This is a genomic window from Bradyrhizobium sp. ARR65 (assembly GCF_000472385.1).
In the GTDB taxonomy this organism is placed as follows: domain Bacteria; phylum Pseudomonadota; class Alphaproteobacteria; order Rhizobiales; family Xanthobacteraceae; genus Bradyrhizobium.
In genome coordinates, this window is the sequence record NZ_AWZU01000035.1 from 12,784 (window position 1) to 28,489 (window position 15,706).

Annotated in this window: 16 protein-coding genes; 11 read left to right on the forward strand and 5 right to left on the reverse strand. The window is 63.0% G+C overall.

Going from position 1 to position 15,706, the window contains the following annotated elements:
- The first annotated feature begins 259 nt into the window (after positions 1-259).
- Positions 260-1,537, forward strand: coding sequence for an allantoate amidohydrolase (locus tag F758_RS0129760; protein WP_051387069.1), 1,278 nt, complete (start codon positions 260-262; stop codon positions 1,535-1,537).
- 215 nt (positions 1,538-1,752) lie between these two features.
- On the opposite strand, the gene F758_RS0129765 is transcribed toward F758_RS0129760, so the two are convergent.
- Positions 1,753-3,072 (reverse strand): dicarboxylate/amino acid:cation symporter, encoded by a 1,320-nt coding sequence (locus F758_RS0129765; protein ID WP_024511319.1) that lies wholly within the window; start codon positions 3,070-3,072, stop codon positions 1,753-1,755.
- A 313-nt stretch (positions 3,073-3,385) separates the two neighbouring features.
- On the opposite strand from F758_RS0129765, the gene F758_RS0129770 reads away from it, so the two are divergent.
- Positions 3,386-4,549: a mechanosensitive ion channel family protein gene (locus F758_RS0129770; protein ID WP_024511320.1), complete on the forward strand. Its 1,164-nt coding sequence runs from the start codon at positions 3,386-3,388 to the stop codon at positions 4,547-4,549.
- Positions 4,550-4,557: 8 nt separating this feature from the next.
- Here the strand turns inward: F758_RS0129770 and F758_RS0129775 are convergent, their stop codons facing one another.
- From F758_RS0129775 to F758_RS0129785, 3 genes are read right to left on the reverse strand one after another with little or no spacing between them, the layout of a single operon-like run.
- Positions 4,558-5,259 carry a DUF1045 domain-containing protein gene (locus F758_RS0129775; RefSeq protein WP_024511321.1) on the reverse strand — a complete coding sequence of 234 codons (702 nt, stop codon included), beginning with the start codon at positions 5,257-5,259 and terminating at the stop codon, positions 4,558-4,560.
- 21 nt (positions 5,260-5,280) lie between these two features.
- Positions 5,281-6,474 (reverse strand): alpha-D-ribose 1-methylphosphonate 5-triphosphate diphosphatase, encoded by a 1,194-nt coding sequence (locus F758_RS0129780; RefSeq protein WP_024511322.1) that lies wholly within the window; start codon positions 6,472-6,474, stop codon positions 5,281-5,283.
- The gene (locus F758_RS0129785) at positions 6,471-7,136 is read right to left on the reverse strand and encodes an LbetaH domain-containing protein (RefSeq protein ID WP_024511323.1); all 666 of its coding nucleotides are present in this window, start codon (positions 7,134-7,136) and stop codon (positions 6,471-6,473) included. Before F758_RS0129785 ends, F758_RS0129780 begins: the two co-directional genes overlap by 4 nt.
- A 206-nt stretch (positions 7,137-7,342) precedes the next feature.
- Between F758_RS0129785 and phnC the strand changes: the two genes are divergently transcribed.
- The 4 genes from phnC to phnE (F758_RS0129805) all read left to right on the forward strand — a co-directional run bounded on the left by phnC (position 7,343) and on the right by phnE (F758_RS0129805) (position 10,958).
- Entirely contained in the window at positions 7,343-8,155 is an 813-nt protein-coding gene (phnC, locus tag F758_RS0129790) for a phosphonate ABC transporter ATP-binding protein (protein WP_024511324.1), read from the forward strand.
- A 66-nt stretch (positions 8,156-8,221) separates the two neighbouring features.
- Positions 8,222-9,151, forward strand: a complete 930-nt coding sequence (phnD, locus tag F758_RS0129795; RefSeq protein ID WP_024511325.1) for a phosphonate ABC transporter substrate-binding protein — start codon at positions 8,222-8,224, stop codon at positions 9,149-9,151.
- Between the two features lie 77 nt (positions 9,152-9,228).
- Positions 9,229-10,113 (forward strand): phosphonate ABC transporter, permease protein PhnE, encoded by an 885-nt coding sequence (gene phnE / locus F758_RS0129800; RefSeq protein WP_024511326.1) that lies wholly within the window; start codon positions 9,229-9,231, stop codon positions 10,111-10,113.
- On the forward strand, positions 10,110-10,958 hold the full coding sequence (phnE, locus tag F758_RS0129805) for a phosphonate ABC transporter, permease protein PhnE (RefSeq protein ID WP_024511327.1): 849 nt from the start codon (positions 10,110-10,112) through the stop codon (positions 10,956-10,958). The genes phnE (F758_RS0129800) and phnE (F758_RS0129805) overlap by 4 nt, the downstream gene beginning before the upstream one ends.
- A 9-nt stretch (positions 10,959-10,967) precedes the next feature.
- Here phnE (F758_RS0129805) and phnF read toward each other — a convergent pair whose 3' ends face one another.
- Positions 10,968-11,696, reverse strand: coding sequence for a phosphonate metabolism transcriptional regulator PhnF (phnF, locus tag F758_RS0129810; RefSeq protein WP_024511328.1), 729 nt, complete (start codon positions 11,694-11,696; stop codon positions 10,968-10,970).
- Positions 11,697-11,868: 172 nt separating this feature from the next.
- Here phnF and phnG point away from each other — a divergent pair, with 172 nt between their 5' ends.
- The 5 genes from phnG to phnK are packed head-to-tail and all read left to right on the forward strand — an operon-like array spanning position 11,869 to position 15,699.
- Positions 11,869-12,306: a phosphonate C-P lyase system protein PhnG gene (gene phnG, locus F758_RS0129815; protein ID WP_035723510.1), complete on the forward strand. Its 438-nt coding sequence runs from the start codon at positions 11,869-11,871 to the stop codon at positions 12,304-12,306.
- Between the two features lie 3 nt (positions 12,307-12,309).
- Positions 12,310-12,918, forward strand: coding sequence for a phosphonate C-P lyase system protein PhnH (gene phnH, locus F758_RS0129820; protein ID WP_024511330.1), 609 nt, complete (start codon positions 12,310-12,312; stop codon positions 12,916-12,918).
- Between the two features lie 3 nt (positions 12,919-12,921).
- Positions 12,922-14,025, forward strand: a complete 1,104-nt coding sequence (locus F758_RS0129825) for a carbon-phosphorus lyase complex subunit (RefSeq protein WP_024511331.1) — start codon at positions 12,922-12,924, stop codon at positions 14,023-14,025.
- Positions 14,022-14,906, forward strand: coding sequence for an alpha-D-ribose 1-methylphosphonate 5-phosphate C-P-lyase PhnJ (locus tag F758_RS0129830; RefSeq protein ID WP_024511332.1), 885 nt, complete (start codon positions 14,022-14,024; stop codon positions 14,904-14,906). Before F758_RS0129825 ends, F758_RS0129830 begins: the two co-directional genes overlap by 4 nt.
- Positions 14,899-15,699, forward strand: coding sequence for a phosphonate C-P lyase system protein PhnK (phnK, locus tag F758_RS0129835; RefSeq protein ID WP_024511333.1), 801 nt, complete (start codon positions 14,899-14,901; stop codon positions 15,697-15,699). The genes F758_RS0129830 and phnK overlap by 8 nt, the downstream gene beginning before the upstream one ends.
- Positions 15,700-15,706 lie beyond the last annotated feature (7 nt).

The following is a 15,706-nucleotide window of genomic DNA, read 5'->3' on the forward strand; positions in this document are numbered from 1 at the left end:
TGGCGCGCGCCCCCGTAGACGAACTGGCCGTGGAACATCACGACCAAACGATCCGACAATTCCAACAGTTCGTCCAGATCCTCGCTGACCAAAAGCACAGCAGCGTCAGCCCCTGTTCGCTGCCGGCGTCAGTTCAGGTGATTAATATTGAAGCTGCATCGATTGTATGCAAGGGAGTTAAGCGAAGCCGAAGCCTCAAAGCTGGCTTGGGGCGATAAGCTGTTTGCGGTTCTGCGCCTTAGATCCGTTGTTGGGAAAGATGAGCAAGATAGACGCGGAAACTGCCGGGCGTGACGACCTCTCGCTTGGTCGCGCGATCGTTGCGCGGATCAATGAACTTGCAAGGATTTCCGAGAGCGCGGACAAGCTCACGCGCATCTTTCTTAGCAGGGAACATCGCGCCGCGAGCGAACTCATCCTGGGCTGGATGCGAGCGGCCGGGATGCGCGCACACCTGGATGCGATCGGCAATGTCTGCGGCCGCTACGAGGGGATATCTCCCGGCCTGCCGTGCCTGATGCTCGGCTCGCACTACGACACCGTACGCGACGCCGGTAAATGGGACGGTCCGCTCGGGCTGATCACGGCGATTTCCTGTGTTGCCGATCTCAACAAGCGAGGCCGGCGGCTGCCGTTGGCGATCGAGGTCATCGGCTTTGCTGATGAGGAAGGCGTTCGCTTCGCTTCGACCCTGCTCGGCAGCCGCGCGGTCGCGGGTACGTTCGATGAAAGCGTGCTGGCTTTGCGCGACAAGGCGGGAATCGCGATGCGCGATGCGCTGATTGAATTCGGCCTCGATCCTCATCATGTCGGGCGAGCGGCGCGCGTGCGCGGCGAATTGCTGGCTTATGTCGAATTGCACATCGAGCAGGGGCCGGTGCTGGAGCGGGAGGATCTGCCGGTCGGCGTGGTCACCGCGATTGCGGGCGCGACGCGGCTAGCGGCACGGTTGACGGGAATGGCGGGGCATGCCGGAACGGTGCCGATGGCATTGCGGCGCGATGCGCTCGCCGGTGCCGCCGAATGCATCAGCGCGATCGAGGAATTTTGCAACACAGATCAGGGCGGGCTGGTCGGCACCGTCGGTTATATCCATGCCTCGCCCGGTGCGACCAATGTCATTCCGGGCGAAGTGTCCTTCACCATCGACATGCGTGCGCCGACCGATATGCATCGCCGGCGAGCGGTCACCGATGTCGTTCGCCGCATCGAGGAGATCGCGAAACGGCGTGAACTCGGCTTGCAGATCGATGTCACTCATGAGAATCGGACCGCGCCTTGCGCGCCGTGGCTGCGGGCGCGAATCGCAGATGCCATCTCAGGCGAGGGCTTTCGGGTGTTCGAGCTGCCGAGCGGCGCGGGACATGATGGCATGGCCATGATCGACATCGCCGATGTCGGCATGCTCTTCGTGCGCTGCCGCGGTGGCATCAGCCATCATCCGGACGAGCATGTCGAGCTCGCCGATGTCGATGCCGGCGCGCGGGTGCTGTTGCGGTTCGTTGAGAATTTCCATGCGGATGCTGGCGGGAAGTAACGGCTGCTCGATCCCGTTTGGTTGAAAACGAACCTCCAACCATAAGCGTCACCCCCGCGCAAACGGCTTTCGCCGTTTGTCGCTGGAGGTGCCGACGCGAAGCCGCGGCCTCGAAGGGCGACGGCCCGAGTGGTTGCAGCGGAGCTGTTCATCCTGCCCGCTTCGCGAGCGCCTCGGGATGACGGGTTTAGATCCACGCTTGTGCTCGGCGGAAACTAACCCGTGGTGACGTCAACCAATTCGCTGCCATCGAGCACCTGGGCGGCCTTGGTGCTGTCGAGATCGCCTTCCCAGGCCGCGACCACGACGGTGGCGACGCAATTGCCGATGAGATTGCCGAGCGCGCGGGCCATGCCGATGAACCAGTCGACCGACAGCACCAGCACCAGACCAATTGCGGGAATGCTCGGCACCGCGTTTAAGGTCGCGGCCAGGATCACGATGGCGGAGCCGGGCACGCCGTGCGCGCCCTTCGAGGTGATCAGGGAGACGCCGAGGACCAGCAGCAGGTCCCCCAGCGACAGCGGCGTGTTGGTCGCCTGCGCGATAAACACGACCGCAAGCGTCAGATAGATCGAGAACGCGTCGAGATTGAAGGAATAGCCCGTGGGGATCACGAGGCCGACCACGGAATCCTTTACCCCGATGCGCTCGAGCTTGCGCATGACCTGCGGCAGCACGGCATCAGAGGACGCGGTCGCCAGGACGATCATCAATTCCTCGCGCAAATAGGCGAGGAACTTGAGAATATTCAATCCGGCCAGCGCCATCACGGAACCGAGCACGCCCAGCACGAAGATCGCGACCGAGACATAGAACAGCACGACCAGCGAGATCAATTGCTTGAGCGAGCCGACACCATATTTGCCGACCGTATATGCCACCGCGCCGAGCACGCCGAGTGGCGCCACGCGGACGATCAGACCCATCGCCCGGAACAGCACCGTCGAGACGGCCTCGATCATCGAGGAGACCTTCTCACCCTTTTCGCCGCCGACCAGCGACAGGCTGACACCGAACAGGATGGCGAAAAACAGCACTTGCAGCACGTCGTTGCGGGCCAGCGCGTCGAATGAGGTGCTGGGGATGATGTTCAACAGGAACGCGCCGATGCCCTCGCCCTTCAGCTTCTGCGCATTGCCGGCATAGGTCGAGAGCGCCTTGGCATCGAGCGTCGACGGATCGATGTTCATGCCGTGGCCGGGGCCGAACAGGAAGGCGAGCAGAATCCCAACCACTAGCGCGATCGTCGTCATCACCTCAAAATAGATCAGCGCCTTGACGCCGACCCGGCCGACCTTCTTGAGATCGCCGGCACCGGCGATACCATGCACCACCACGCAAAACACGATCGGCGCGACGATCATCGAGATCAGCTTGAGGAAGCCGTCGCTGAGAATTTTCAAGCTGACGGCAAACTCGGGAGCGGCGACGCCGAGCGCGATGCCCAAGAAAAGCGCCGCAAGCACCTGAACGAACAGGGAGGCATAGAGTGGCTTTCGCGCCGCCGGCGCGGTGGCGGTAATGGTCGACATGGCGTAGCCCCTCGGTTGGCGCGGATTTCCCGCCTTGAAGGCAACTAGCGTGCCAGCTTATGGCCGTTTACACCATAAGGAAGCGAACTATTCGGCCTTGCCGTGCTCCGGAATATTGCGCGTCGGAGCAGAAAGGCTGCAAGGCGCGCCATCCGCGACCTTGATTTGGTCCTCGATGGCAGGCGCTACGGCATCCGAGAGGGGTATTGCATCTGAGGAACATCAGCACTGCGTGCTCGGCCGAACAAGCTGTGCCCGAACAAGCCGGACGCTTCGACGTTATAGGCCGAGTCGGCTGAAGCGGGAACGGAGCATGGGCAAGGCGGAAGCGCTGTTACAGCAAACGCTCGGGTATGTACCGCCGTGGTTTCCACAGTGGTTTGTCGGATTGGCGCTGGTCGTCCTTGCGATCGTCTGCGCACTGTTCATGCATAGGATTGCCCTGACGTTGGCCAAGCGGGCCATAGGCGCGAGGCGCTCGGTCGCCGTCTTGATTCTCGAAGCCACGGCCGGTCCGACGCGGTTGGCGCTCTGTCTCGCCGCGGTGGCCTTCGTGATGCCGCTCGCTCCGCTAAGTGGTGAGTTGCGCGACGCGTTGGTTCACGTGTTTGCGATCGCGACGATCGCACTGATCGGCTGGATCTCGATCCGTGCGGTCGATTTGGGAGCAACCCGCTATCTGCAGCGTTTTCGGGTCCAGATCGAGGAGAACTTTCTTGCGCGCAAACACGTGACGCAGGTCCGGGTGTTCAAGCGCGTCATCGACACGCTCATCATCGTCGTCGCGGTATCGACGGCCTTGATGACCTTCAACTCGGTCAGGCAATACGGGGTGAGCCTGTTCGCCTCGGCCGGCGCCGCCGGCGTTATCGTCGGCCTTGCGGCGCGGCCGCTGCTGAGCAACCTCATCGCCGGTGTGCAGATCGCGGTGACGCAGCCGATCCGTATCGAGGATGCCGTAATCATCGAGAATGAATGGGGATGGATCGAGGATATCGGCTCCACCTATGTGGTGATCCGCCTGTGGGATTGGCGCCGGATGGTCGTGCCGCTGTCGTACTTCATCGAGCGTCCTTTTCAGAATTGGACGCGTGATGCCGCCTCGCTGATCGGCTCGGTCATATTTTATGTCGACTATGCGGCCGACGTTGCCCGGATTCGCAAGCGCTTCGAGGAGGTGGTACGCGGATCCGAGCTTTGGGATCGCGCGGTGGTCAATTTGCAGGTGGTGGACACCGATGCGAGGACCATGCAGCTACGGGCGCTGGTCAGTGCGAGAAATGCGTCCCAAACCTGGGACCTTCGCTGCGAGGTCAGGGAAAAGCTGATCGCATTTTTGCGCGAGGAGATGCCCGAAGCTCTGCCGCGGCAACGGGCTGAGATTTCGCCACCGCTCGCACCCGACGAGGAGCGACCGCGCTCTGGCTCGGCGAGGTTCGCCGGGGGCCCGTGGGCCCCATTGCCCAGCGGGCACTGATCGGTTTGTCAGGCGGCGGCGAGTTGCCACGCCTGCATGATGCGGAACCGCGAATTCGGCTCATCCTGTCGGAACAGCGCGATCCGATCGATTGCGAGCGCCTCGATCCCAAGAGTTGAAAAGGCGTTGCGCAGCATGTCCAACACGGCATCGCGGCGTGGCGCTTCCAGCCGCCCTGTCAGTGTCATATGGAAGCGAAACTCGTCCATCACGTAAGGATAGCTCCAGCGATCGAGATACTCGCACTGCCGGGGTGTCAACTTTTCCGGATTGCGTCGCGCGCGATCTTGCGCTGTCAAGGGCGCGCGGAAGCCGTCAAAGCTGGTGACGCAATCCTGGGCCAGTCGCTGCAGTTCGCTCGAGTGCCCCGCCGGAATGACGGCGATGAAGCCACTTATAGAATCGATCACCGGTCGGATCGTCGGGGCCGGCCGCGGCGTTTCGGCAAAGGCTGTACAAGCTGCGACAAGCTCGTTCTCCGTCGTTCCCTCTGCCAGCGCGAACGGCGCCTTCAACGTGGCGTGAAAACCATATTTGCGGGGATCTGCCGTCAGTTCGCGCCAATCCGGCATCATCTGCGTGACGTGCTCAGGAAAACGCAGGTCTGCGCCGGTAAAGGCATCATAACCCAGCAGTTGCGCGCCGAAACGCTCCAGCGCGCTTTCGTGCTGAGGTGCATAGTAAATCGCGTAGCGGGAAAATGGACTCATTGCCGCAACAATAGAGCGGTCCTATTCGGCCGCAACCGCTTCGCGCGCCGCAGCCGAAGATGTGCTGAGGCGGCCGGCGTCGGCCAGGTAAGCCAGGCGGCCGCCGGCGATCACGGCAACGATCCGTGGACGCAGCGGTTGCGCGCTGTCCACAAGCAGAATATCGGCGCGATGTTCTTCTGCGATCACGCCGCGATCGGTGAGGCCCGCGGCGCGGGCGGGGGCGGCGGAAATCACGTCCCAAGCTCGCGGCAGCGACAGCACGCGATCGGCGGCAAGACGGAAGGCGGCGAGCAGCGGCGCCGGATAATAATAGTCGGAAGCCAACACCGAGCACAGGCCCTTCTCGATCATGTCGGAAGCCTTGGTCCATCCGGTGTGGCTGCCGCCGCGCACGACGTTGGGCGCCCCGAACACGATGGCGTCGCCGCCGGCGGCGGCCTCGCGGGCCGTCTCCTCATTGACCGGAAACTCGGCGATCCTGACGCCCTGGGCCCGAAACGCCCTTCGCATCGCCGGACTGTCGTCGTCATGAGAAAGCATTCGCACGGCGCTGCTTTCCGCGATCTGGGCAAGCCGCGCGATCGAGCCGGGCACGGCGTCGGCGCGAGAGACGACGGACTCGACCAGACGATCGAATGCCTCACTCGACAGGCCGGTGCGTTCGACCATGCGGTTGCGCTTTCGCGGGTTCTCCAGACTTGCGACCGTGGAAGCCATGTGGTCGTTGAACGCGAACAGATCGATGCGCCCGGCGGACAGCCAGCGGCCGATTTCGTCCTCGGCGTCGAGATTGTAGGTCTCATGACGCAGATGGAAGCGGGTATCCGCCTTCAGTTGCGGCCGCAAGCTTTCGATGGCTTCGAGCAGCAGGCGCGCGTTGTCACCGCTGCGCAGGCCTGGCTCCCAGGACCAGGTGGTGGCGTGAAACACGGTTGTGATGCCGTTGGCGACGGCCTGCCGATCGCTGTCGAGCAGCGCCACGTCGATCGGGAAATCGACGCCCGGGCGCGGCATCATCTGTCGCTCGAAGGCATCGCCATGCAGATCGACAATGCCGGGCAGCACGAGCAGGCCGCGGCCATCAATGTTCAACGCCGCGCGTCCATGGCCGGCGTCTACGTCGCGGATTTTGCCGCCGGCGATTCGGAGCGAGGTCTCGATGATTGCGTCGCCGAGCAGGGCACGGCCACCTTGGATGAGGATGTCAGTCACGATGCGGCACTTCGTTGCGAGAGGGGTGAGCCGGTCGCAGACTGCGCCTCGTATCTATCGAGGAAGTCTTCGACCGAGAGATTTCTGAAATCGGGCAGCGCTGCGCGCAAGGCGTCGTGATCCCAGTCCCACCACGACAGTCGCGCGAGCCGGTCGGCGATGCTTTCCGAGAAACGTCGCCGGATCGGCCGCGCCGGATTGCCGCCGACGATCGTATAGGCCGGGACGTCCTTGGTGACAATGGCGCCGGCCGCGACCACCGCGCCGGTGCCGATTCTGCGGCCCGGCAGCACGATTGCGCCATGCCCGATCCAGACGTCATGGCCGATATGCACGCGATGACTTTTTCGCCAGTCGAAGAATTCGGCTTCATCGGCTTCGCCGGGAAAATAGGCGCTGGCGCGGTAGGTGAAATGGGCCTGGGTCGCCCGGTGCATGGGATGATTGCCTGGATTGATCCGCGTCATCGCCGCGATCGAGCAGAACTTTCCGATCGTGGTGTAGGTCATTTGGGCGTCGTTGACGACGTAGGAGTAGTCCCCCATCGCCACGTCGAGCAGGATCGTGCGCGCCCCGACCTCGCAATAGGCCCCAAGCCTGGTCTCCCGCACCTTTGCCGTGGGATCGATGGTAGGTTCAATTGAGAGCGCTTTGCCGGCCATTCGGAATTCCACAAGCAACAAGTCGAGGGGCCCGTCTTTAACATGCTTCGTGACAGGGCGATGACATTTAAGTGACGCATGTAAGCGATGCGTGACTAAGTGATGCATGAGCAGGTGTGCACGATTGCCGCAGCGCGGCGCGCTTGTCACATAACTGTAGAATCCCGGCGCTAGCGATGGCCCTGAGCTAGCTGCTGGAGCCTTGAATGCTGGTTGTGGAAGGGTTGACGTGCCGTTTCGGCAAAAAAGCGGCAGTCGACAACGCCTCCTTTTCTGTCGCTCCCGGCGCGTTCGTCGGCGTGATCGGCCGTTCCGGCGCTGGCAAGTCGACGCTGCTGCGGACCATCAACCGGCTTGCGCCGGCAAGCGAGGGTCGCGTTCTGTTTAAAGGCGTCGACGTCACTGCACTACGCGGCAAGCAACTGCGTCAGTGGCGCGCCCGCTCGGCAATGATCTTCCAGCAGTTCAATCTGGTTGGCCGGCTCGATGTGTTGACCAACGTGCTGATGGGCCGGCTTTCCGAGATCTCATCGTGGCGCTCGCTCGCCCAGCTTTGGCCGGAGCAGGACGTGGCGGTCGCGATGTCGGCGCTCGAGCAATTCGACATGGCTTCACTGGCGGCCCAACGTGCCGACCAGCTTTCAGGCGGTCAGCAGCAGCGCGTGGCGATCGCACGCGCGCTGGTGCAGGAGCCCGAGATCATTCTGGCCGACGAGCCGATCGCGTCGCTCGATCCTCGCAATACGAAGATCGTGATGGACGCGCTGCTGCGCATCAACAAGCATTTCGGCATCACGGTCCTTTGCAATTTGCATTCCCTCGATCTGGCGCGCAGCTATTGCGACCGCCTCATCGGCATGGCCTCGGGTCGAGTCGTTTTCGACGGGGCACCGGCTGCATTGACCGAGACGATCGCGCGCGAGCTTTACGATCTCGAAGCGAACGAAGTCATGGGCCCCGCCTCCGTGCACATGCCGGTTTCAACCGTTCCGGCTGTCGGCGAAGCCGCCGCGGCTTGATTGTCCTGCATCGCCGCAAGGCGCGCGTTTTTACGAAGTTACGACCACCAACAACGAAGGTGCATCATGATCAACCGTAGACTGGTTCTGGCCGGCGTCGCCGCGTTGGCGTTTGCAACGTCTGCCTCCGCCGAGGACTGGAAGCAGAAATATCCCGAGATCACGTTCGCCGTGATCCCGGCTGAGAACGGCTCCGGCGTCGTCGAGCGCTTCACGCCCTTCGTGAGCTATCTCTCCAAAGAACTTGGCATCAAGGTGAACCTGCGCGTCGCCAACGACTATGCCGCCGTCATCGAAGGCCAACGGGCGGGCAACATCCACATCGGCTATTACGGTCCGGCTTCGTTCGCCCGCGCCCGTCTGACCGGTGTGAAGACCGACGCTTTTGTGATCGATGTTAACTCCGATGGTTCCAAGGGCTATTATTCGGTGTTCTATGTGCTCGCCAAGAGCCCGTACCAGAAGCTCGAGGATTTGAAGGGCAAGAATCTCGGCCTGGTCGATCCGAACTCGACCTCCGGCAACAACATGCCGCGCTTCAAGATGAACCAGATGGGCATCGATCCCGACCACTTCTTCTCCCAGGTCATCTTCACGGGCAGCCATGAAAATGCCGTGCTGGCCCTGGCGCAGGGCACCGTGGACGTCGCCGCGAATTGGTGGAACGCGGAGGACGATTCCAACCTGACCCGCATGCTCGCCAAGAACATGCTGAAGAATGCCGATGGCACGCCGATGAAGAAGGAGGACTTCCGCGTCATCGTGAAGTCGGACCTGATCATCAACTCGCCTTACGCCTATCTCAGCGACCTGCCGGACGATATGAAGGCCGCGATCAAGCAAGCCTTCCTCGATGCGCCGGAGAAGGACCCCGAAGCTTTCAAGAAGCTCTCGGACGGCAAGAACCGCCCTTGGCAGACGATCACCAATGAGGACTACAACAAGACGATCGATTTGATCAAATTCGTCGACGGCCTGCGCAAGAAGGCGTCCTGATCGTTCGCCTGATCAATGAGGCCGGGTCCCGCGCGACCCGGCCTTTTTTCGTCTTGCTTCCGCACCGACAGTTCTCGATGACGACAGCGGTTTCCATTCTCCCGACCCAGCAACTCGCCGAGCTTAATCGCGCCTATCGCAATGCGGTGGCCCGAAGGCGCCTGCGCCTTGCGCTCGCGGCGGCGCTGTTCCTTGCGGCTCTCGTCATTGCCGCGATCGGCGCGGAAGTGAACTTAAAGACGCTCTTCACCTATTTTGGTAATTTCGTCAGCTATTTCGATCGGATCCTGAAGCTCGACAGCGGCGCGAGGGTATGGACCGATTTCGGCGAGTGGTTCTGGGGTTGGCGCAAATGGCTACGCCTGCTCGGTGAAACCTTGCTGATCAGCTATGTCGGAACTCTGATCGGGGCGGTGTTCGCCTTTGTGCTCAACTTCCTCGCCGCGGAAAACACCTCGCCGAACCCGCGGCTGCGCTTTGTGATCCGGCGACTCCTGGAGTTTGCCCGTACCGTTCCGGCCATCGTCTTCGCGCTGATCTTCGTCATCGCCTTCGGCCTGGGACCGATGGCGGGCGTGCTGGCGATCGCCATCCATTCGAGCGGCGCGCTGGCCAAACTGTTTTCTGAAATCGTCGAGAATGCCGACATGAAGCCGGTCGAAGGCATTCGTTCGACCGGAGCGAGTTGGATCTCCTGCATGCGCTTTGCGGTGCTGCCGCAGGTGATCGCCGGCTATGCGAGCTACGCTCTGCTGCGCTTCGAGATCAATGTCCGCGAGGCGTCCGTGATGGGATTCGTTGGCGCGGGCGGCATCGGACAGGAACTCGTCGTTGCCATCAGAAAATTCTATTATTCCGATGTCAGCGCGATCCTGGTGATGATCATCTTGACGGTCTTCGTGATCGATATCGCAACTGGCTGGCTGCGGGCGCGCCTGTTCGGCAAGGAGGCGCGGACATGAGCCAGATGGGGGCACCGGATCCGGAGCAATTGCGGGCACGCTATCCCGGCATCTTCCGTCGTCCCGCCTCAGCGCGCCTTGCGACCCCGGCGATGCTGCTGCTGGCTATCGCGGTCTTTGCGTTTGGACTGGTGGACCTCGATTTTTCGCCCACGCGGCTCCTCGCCGGGTTGCATCAGCTTGGCTGGATCACCCTGATGATGTTGCCGCCTGATCCCGGCTCGTCGCTACCGCTCTATCTGAAGGCGCTAGGCGAGACGTTGTCGATCGCGCTGCTCGGCACGTCCTTGGCGGCGGTGATCGCCTTGCCTGTCAGCCTGCTTGCCGCGCGCAACGTCGTGCCGTCGAACATCGTGCGCTTTCCGGTGCGCCGCTTCCTGGATACCATCCGCGGCATCGATACCCTGATCTGGGCGCTCGTCTGGATCAATGTCGTCGGGCTTGGCCCGTTTGCGGGCGTGCTCGCGATCGCGATCTCGGATTTTGGCGCGCTCGGCAAGTTATTTTCGGAAGCGATCGAGGCCGCCGACCGCAGGCAGGTCGAGGGCATCCGCGCTTCCGGCGGCAGCGGCTTACACGAAATCCGCTTCGGCCTGCTGCCGCAGGTGATACCTGTGATCGCCGGCCAGGTGCTCTATTTCATCGAGTCCAACACCCGTTCGGCCACCATCATCGGCATCGTGGGCGCAGGCGGCATCGGTTTGCAATTGGCCGAGCAGATTAGGGTGCTGGAATGGCAGCACGTGTCCTTCCTGATCCTGATGATCCTGGTGGCGGTCGCCGCGATCGACTGGATCTCGGGCAAACTGCGTTTTGCGATTATTGGCCGCCGCGCGGTGGCATGAATATAGCGATCAACCGCCTTCTACGACGAATTCTACCCGCTCGGCAGCAAAACGCGATCGCTTGGTCACCAGCGGCTTGCCCTCCGCATCGACGTCGGTGCTGTCGACGACAAGCACGGGGCGGCCAAGCGCGAGATCGAGCCGCGCGGCATCGGTAGCCTCGGCAATCGCTGCAGTGATCCGGCTCGATCCGCGGCGATAGTCGCGCACGCCATAATGGGCGAGCAACCGAGTCATCGAGCGCACGGTCGCGAACACTGCGCCCGCGTCGGGAAAGCGCTCGGCCGAAAGCCAGGTTGTGCTGACGCAGATCGGCGCGCGATCGGCGGACCGCAGCGCCTCGATCCGGACCAGCGGCGCGCCGGTCTTCACGCCCAGCAGCCGGGCCAATTCACGTGTGGCCGGTTCCTCGCTCGCCGCGATCAACTGTCCGCGCGGCTCGCGGCCCTCTCCGCCGACGATTTCAGAGAACCGCGTCCGTGAGCGCAAGGGGTATGCGAGGCGTGGGGCTTCCACATAGGTGCCGCTGCCGCGTTCGGCGCGCACCAGGCCTCGCTCGGCAAGCACCGCCAGCGCGCGCCGCACGGTATGGCGATTGACGCGATAGATCTCGGCGATCTCGGTCTCGCCGGGCAGGCGCTCGCCCCGGGCGTAGCGGCCCTCGGCGATGCCGCGCTCGATGCCGTCGGCGACCTGCCGCCATAGCGCAACGCCCGAGGCCAGATCCTGCATGCTCATCCTGTGACACCCTGAAGCCGACTGGCGAAAATCATCTGTTTGTCATGAAACGGTCATGGCGTTTCATTATCAAGTTGTCTAATATCATAGACAACTTGATACCGGCAAGACGAGAGCAGGACCGAGCATGAACGCCCGGGACAAAATTAAAGAAGGCCAGGCTGCCAGCGAAATGATCGTGCGGCGGAAGGCGGCGATGGCCGTCCTTGCGCATGCCAAGACTGCGGAGATCTCGGCGCATCTCGACGCGATCATGTTGCCTCCTTACGAGCAGCTTCGTGAGGCGGAAAACGGGCTTGTCATGTTGCGCGGCCGCATCGGCGGCGATGGCGCGCCGTTCAATCTCGGTGAAGCGACGGTGTCGCGTGCGGCCGTTCGGCTTGGCAGCGGCGAGATCGGATTCGGCTATACGCTCGGCCGCGACAGGGAAAAGGCGCGGATGATCGCATTATGCGATGCGCTGGTGCAGTCGGATGAATTTGCGGGCAGCGTCGAGACAAAGGTGATCGCGCCGTTGCGCGCCGGCTTGCTTGCACGCCGCCAGCAGAGGGCCGCGGAGACGGCGGCCACCAAAGTCGATTTCTATACCATGGTCCGCGGTGAGGGATGAGTGATGACGACGATCGCCGAACTGCCGGCAGGTTTCTCGGACAAGGTGCTGTCGGCGCAGACGACTTTCCGCTCGGTGATGGAGGCGATGGCGCGGCCCGGCACCGTCCAGCGCGTCACAGCGTCAGTCGGCGCGCCGCGGCATCTGATGCGCGGCGCGGCCGCGATCGCCTTGACGTTGTTCGATCACGACACGCCGATCTGGCTCGATCCGCTGCTGTCGGAAACCGCCGAGGTAAAGAATTGGCTGAAATTCCACAGCGGGGCGCCGGTGACTATCGATCCGCGGGTCGCCAGCTTTGCGCTCGTCAGCGAGCCCAGCGCACTTCCTGCTCTCGATCGCTTCTCCTTCGGCAGCAATGAATATCCGGACCGTTCGACGACGCTGATCCTGCAGGTCGACAGCCTGGCGCGCGGCGTGCAGTACGAGTTGCGTGGGCCGGGTATCGACGGCGGAACGATCCTGCACGCCAATATCAGGCCGGTAAATCTGTTCGAACGGCTCGCCATCAATGCCGCGTTGTTTCCACGTGGCATCGATGTCGTGCTGGTCGCAGACGATGCAGTCGTCGCGATCCCGCGCACGACACGCTGTGTCGGTTACGGAGGTTAGAGAATGTATGTCGCCGTCAAAGGAGGCGAACGCGCGATCGAAAACGCTCATCGTCTGTTGGCGCGTGAGCGGCGGGGCGAAGCGGATGTGCCGGAGATCGCGCTGGCGCAGATCTCCGGGCAACTCGCGCTTGCGGTGGATCGGGTGATGAGCGAGGGCTCGCTCTATGACCGCGAGCTTGCGGCGCTCGCGATCAAGCAGGCGCGCGGCGACATGATCGAGGCGATCTTCCTGGTGCGCGCGTTCCGTGCCACCCTGCCGCGTTTCGGTGCGACCGAGCCCGTCGATACCGGCAAGATGCAGGTGCGGCGGCGGATTTCGGCTATCTTCAAGGATATCCCCGGCGGCCAGATTCTCGGGCCGACCTTCGACTACACCCATCGTCTGTTGGACCCGCAGCTCGCCGAAGGGTTTGTTCCGGACGAGCCGGCGGTGGCGGAAGCCAGCAGCGCTCCGACCCCGCGCGTCACAGACATTCTCGGCCGTGACGGCCTGATCGAGTCGTCTTCGCCGGCGAGTGCACGCCAGGCGGTGGGCGATCTGACGCGCGAGCCGCTCAGCTTTCCGGCCGATCGCGATCTGCGCCTGCAAAATCTCGCGCGCGGTGATGAGGGGTTTCTGCTTGCGCTCGGTTATTCCTCACAGCGCGGCTACGGCCGCAATCACCCGTTCGCGGGCGAGATCCGCTTCGGCGAGGTCGAGGTCGAATTCCCGGCCGAAGAGGTCGGCTTTGCCGTGCCCTTGGGCACGATCGAGCTGACGGAGTGCCAGATGGTCAACCAGTTCAAGGGTTCGGCGACCGAAGCGCCGTGCTTCACCCGCGGATATGGCCTCGCGTTTGGCCAGAGCGAGCGCAAGACCATGTCGATGGCGCTGGTCGACCGCGCGCTTCGGGCCCGCGAGCTCGGCGAAGAGGTGCTGGCGCCGGTGCAGGACGAGGAGTTCGTGATGTCGCATTCCGACAATGTGCAGGCGACCGGATTTGTCGAGCATTTGAAGCTGCCGCATTACGTGGATTTCCAGTCCGAGCTGGGCTTGCTGCGCAAATTGCGGGACGAGTTCTTCCAGGCCGAGGCGCGGCCGGAGTTGAAGGAGGCCGCTGAATGAATGCGCCCGCCTACAACTTCGCCTATCTGGACGAGCAGACCAAGCGGATGATCCGTCGCGCCATCCTGAAGGCGATTGCCATTCCCGGCTATCAGGTGCCGTTTGCCAGCCGAGAGATGCCGATGCCCTATGGCTGGGGCACCGGCGGTGTGCAAGTGACTGCGGCCATCCTCGGGCCCGACGATGTGCTGAAGGTGATCGATCAAGGTTCTGATGACACCACCAACGCCATCTCGATCCGAAAATTCTTCGCCAAGACCGCCGGCGTGAAAACCACGACGTCGACCGCGGAAGCCACCGTCATCCAGACCCGCCACCGGATTCCGGAAATGCCGCTGCATGCCGGGCAGGTCCTGGTCTATCAGGTGCCGATCCCGGAGCCGCTGCGCTTCCTCGAGCCGCGCGAAACCGAGACGCGCCGTATGCATGCGCTCGCCGAATACGGATTGATGCATGTGAAGCTCTACGAGGACATCGCCCGCTTCGGGCACATCGCGACGTCCTACGCCTATCCGGTGAAGGTGAACGCGCGCTATGTGATGGATCCGTCGCCGACGCCGAAATTCGACAATCCGAAGATGGACGATTGCGCCGCGCTGCAGCTCTTCGGGGCAGGGCGCGAAAAACGGATTTACGCGGTGCCACCGCATACGTCGGTGATCTCGCTCGATTTCGAGGACCATCCCTTCAGCCGGTACCGCTTCGATGCGCCCTGCGCGCTGTGCGGCGCGGAGGATACCTATCTCGACGAAATCGTAACCGACGATCAGGGCGGGCGAATGTTCGTCTGCTCCGACACCGATTATTGCGAGGGCCGTCAAGCGAAGGGGCATCGCGGCACCCAAAGCGCCGCTCCACACAAGGAGGCGACGCGTGGTTGATGCAAACGGCGCGCGGGGGGATGATCAGCCGCTCCTGGTCGCGGATGGCCTCTGCAAGAATTACGGCCGGCTCGCTGCCTGCCGCGATGTTTCCTTCACGCTGTATCCCGGGGAGGTGCTGGCAATTGTCGGCGAATCCGGCTCCGGCAAATCGACGCTGCTGCAACTCCTCTCGGCACAGATGGCGCCGACGTCAGGGCGGGTGTGCTACCGTATGCGGGACGGAGTGACGCGCGATCTGGCCTCGCTCGGCGAAGCGGAGCGGCGCTTCCTGTTTCGCACCGACTGGGGCTTTGTGCACCAGGACCCGGCGCAGGGTCTGCGCATGGCGGTTTCAGCGGGCGCCAATGTCGGCGAGCGGCTGATGGCTGTCGGCTGGAACCACTATGGCCGCATCCGCCAGACCGCAACGTCCTGGCTGGAGCGTGTCGAGATCGACACCGCGCGCATCGACGATACGCCGCGGACATATTCGGGCGGCATGCGCCAGCGCCTGCAGATCGCACGCAATCTGGTCACCGAGCCGCGCCTGGTGTTCATGGACGAGCCGACCGGTGGCCTCGACGTCTCCGTGCAGGCGCGGCTGCTTGATCTCGTGCGCACGCTGGTCACCGAGCTTGGACTGGCCGTGATCGTGGTGACCCATGATCTTGCGGTGGCACGGCTGCTGTCGCATCGGGTGATGGTGATGAAAGCCGGGCGCGTCATCGAGACCGGGCTCACCGATCAGGTGCTCGATGATCCGCGCGAGCCCTATACGCAACTGCTCGTTTCCTCGATTCTGCCCCCATGAGCACGCC

Coding starts and splice junctions, on each gene's coding strand:
- phnC (WP_024511324.1), top strand. CDS start 7,343: ATGCTGGTTGTGGAAGGGTTGACGTGCCGTTTCGGCAAAAAAGCGGCA.
- F758_RS0129775 (WP_024511321.1), bottom strand. CDS start 5,259: ATGAGTCCATTTTCCCGCTACGCGATTTACTATGCACCTCAGCACGAA.
- F758_RS0129770 (WP_024511320.1), top strand. CDS start 3,386: ATGGGCAAGGCGGAAGCGCTGTTACAGCAAACGCTCGGGTATGTACCG.
- F758_RS0129760 (WP_051387069.1), top strand. CDS start 260: ATGAGCAAGATAGACGCGGAAACTGCCGGGCGTGACGACCTCTCGCTT.
- phnG (WP_035723510.1), top strand. CDS start 11,869: ATGATCGTGCGGCGGAAGGCGGCGATGGCCGTCCTTGCGCATGCCAAG.
- F758_RS0129785 (WP_024511323.1), bottom strand. CDS start 7,136: ATGGCCGGCAAAGCGCTCTCAATTGAACCTACCATCGATCCCACGGCA.
- phnD (WP_024511325.1), top strand. CDS start 8,222: ATGATCAACCGTAGACTGGTTCTGGCCGGCGTCGCCGCGTTGGCGTTT.
- phnF (WP_024511328.1), bottom strand. CDS start 11,696: ATGAGCATGCAGGATCTGGCCTCGGGCGTTGCGCTATGGCGGCAGGTC.
- phnH (WP_024511330.1), top strand. CDS start 12,310: ATGACGACGATCGCCGAACTGCCGGCAGGTTTCTCGGACAAGGTGCTG.
- F758_RS0129765 (WP_024511319.1), bottom strand. CDS start 3,072: ATGTCGACCATTACCGCCACCGCGCCGGCGGCGCGAAAGCCACTCTAT.
- F758_RS0129825 (WP_024511331.1), top strand. CDS start 12,922: ATGTATGTCGCCGTCAAAGGAGGCGAACGCGCGATCGAAAACGCTCAT.
- F758_RS0129830 (WP_024511332.1), top strand. CDS start 14,022: ATGAATGCGCCCGCCTACAACTTCGCCTATCTGGACGAGCAGACCAAG.
- phnE (WP_024511327.1), top strand. CDS start 10,110: ATGAGCCAGATGGGGGCACCGGATCCGGAGCAATTGCGGGCACGCTAT.
- phnE (WP_024511326.1), top strand. CDS start 9,229: ATGACGACAGCGGTTTCCATTCTCCCGACCCAGCAACTCGCCGAGCTT.